This window comes from Paramaledivibacter caminithermalis DSM 15212 (genome assembly GCF_900142245.1).
Lineage (GTDB): Bacteria > Bacillota > Clostridia > Peptostreptococcales > Caminicellaceae > Paramaledivibacter > Paramaledivibacter caminithermalis.
On the sequence record NZ_FRAG01000142.1, the window covers coordinates 1 to 1,710 of the forward strand.

The following is a 1,710-nucleotide window of genomic DNA, read 5'->3' on the forward strand; positions in this document are numbered from 1 at the left end:
TAGGGATTTTTAATGCTTAATTGTGATTTTTTACAAGTATACAGGTAAAGAATTTCAAAAAAATCCTCAAAAAAAACTTTTTGCACCAGAATCAAAAAATAATTAACTATACGAGGAGAGATGCATTATGAGAAAAGTTTTGAGCTTGGTTTTAGTAATTTGCTTATTTTCCAGTTTAGGAGTAACAAGTTTTGCTGTTGATGGTAATTTTGACGGTGAATTTACTGTAATTGGTGATGAACTTTCTAGAGAAGAGATTGAAAAAATTAAAGAAGATCAGATACAAAAAGAAATTCAAAAAGAAATAAATAAATCATTAACTATGGATAATAGTTATGAAATTTCTCCTAGGTCAATTCCAGAATGGGAATATAAGAGTGTTAAAGTTGGTTCAGCTAAAGCAAGAAAAGTCCCTATTGGCTTTGCAGGGAAACAGCCAAGAGATGGTATAGTATTTGAAGATAAAGGGGGCAGAATCCATTGGCAAGATTCAGGATTTGAAAAGAACGTAAGTTTTTCTGTTTCAATTGCTGGAGAACTTGTGTCTGTAGGAGTAAGTGCTGCAGCAGGTAAAAAAGTAGATAAAGTGACTGGCTACAGTGCTAGAGTTCCAGATATATATGTAGGTAAGCCTGTTAAACTGTTTGTCTCTAAAGATTTTGAAGTCACAAAATTCAAACTAATGCGTCGTAAAGTATATGGTAACACTGGAGAATACGGGAAATGGGAGTATGTGAAATCATTCACGACAGAAGTACCCGTTAGACCTTATCTAAAAATTAAAAAGGTTGAAAATTAAAAAGGTATATCCCTAAAAAAATCAAAAAGGGCTATTACTCAATAATTATTGAGTAATAGCCCTTTTTGATTTTCATAGTTATTCAAATATTTGAATGATTGGTTGATTGCTAATTCTTTTAAATTTATATTGGATACCATCAATATTTATAATGAAACTATTTTTTTTATAGAACAATTTAACATTTATCATTTTATCATTGTTTAATACATATATATTATCTGATTCCAAGTAATAAGTACCTTTTTCTTTAGGACCATCAGGAGGTATATAGTAAAATGAGTAATTATCTCTTTTATCGAAAACTAAATAGTTGTATGGATTAGATTCATTGACAAATGTTCCATTAAGTATTGGTCGGGGTTTTGAAACGAAATAGGACTCATATACAAAACATCCAATAAGTGCTACTACAAAGTATGCTAGCATACCGAATATATATACTTTTTTCATATAATCAAACTCCCTTCACATCAATTCCTATCCTAAAAATAGATGATATTAATTGTATCATACTTATTGCATATTTTTTGTCTTATTAGGTCGTTTACAAAATTAAAAATCAAATTAATGATTTTGGAAAGAGTTGAAAAGTTTTTTTTAAAAAAAAAGAGTCAAAAAAACCGGCACCTTTGGCTCTAATATTCCTAAAATATTTTCTATATAACAAGCGAATGTCAGACTTTGTGAAGACGGTAGTATAATAAAATCTATATACTATATAAAAAAGCTTGATTACAAAACACTACAATATATTGTATATAGATTTTCAGTGAAAATAATTTTTCCGCAGGCTGATGTCCTCTTGTTATTATTTAGTTTTTTCAATATCCCCATTAAGGGAAACATGCAGGTGGCATTTTTAATGGCATTGATATTTATACTTGCCATTAGTTGTCCAGCAATTATAT

General features: G+C 29.2%; 2 protein-coding genes. One reads left to right on the forward strand and one right to left on the reverse strand.

Annotated features, from left to right (window positions below):
• The first annotated feature begins 127 nt into the window (after positions 1 to 127).
• On the forward strand, positions 128 to 799 hold the full coding sequence (locus tag BUB36_RS18910; protein WP_073153900.1) for a hypothetical protein: 672 nt from the start codon (positions 128 to 130) through the stop codon (positions 797 to 799).
• 78 nt (positions 800 to 877) lie between these two features.
• On the opposite strand, the gene BUB36_RS18915 is transcribed toward BUB36_RS18910, so the two are convergent.
• Entirely contained in the window at positions 878 to 1,252 is a 375-nt protein-coding gene (locus BUB36_RS18915; RefSeq protein ID WP_073153903.1) for a hypothetical protein, read from the reverse strand.
• Positions 1,253 to 1,710 lie beyond the last annotated feature (458 nt).